Annotated in this window: 1 pseudogene; it reads left to right on the forward strand. The window is 65.9% G+C overall.

Annotated features, from left to right (window positions below):
- Window positions 1-349 (forward strand): annotated as a pseudogene (locus VJI94_RS08110) (PBSX family phage terminase large subunit); the annotation flags it as partial.

The raw sequence follows: 349 nt of genomic DNA on the forward strand, positions 1-349 counted from the left end.
TGGAACGTGTGGGAAGGCCGCCCCAAGCGCACCCTGGCCGGCGCGATCTACGCCAAGGAGGTGGAGCGCCTGTACAACGACGACCGCGTGTGCCTGGTGCCCTACAACCCCAAGCTGCCCGTGCACACGGTCTGGGACCTGGGCTGGGCCGACAACATGGCCATCGCCTTCGTGCAGCGCACGGCCATGGATTTCCGCGTCATCAACTTCATGCAGGACAACCAGAAGACGCTGGAGTGGTACGTGGAGCAGATGGAGAAGCTGCCGTACCGCTGGGGCACGGACTTCCTGCCGCACGACGGCGCCCACGGCGACTTCAAGACCGGGCAGACGGCCCAGCAGATCCTGG

This window comes from Parvimonas sp. D9 (genome assembly GCF_035282565.1).
Taxonomy (GTDB): Bacteria; Bacillota; Clostridia; order Tissierellales; family Peptoniphilaceae; genus Parvimonas; species Parvimonas micra.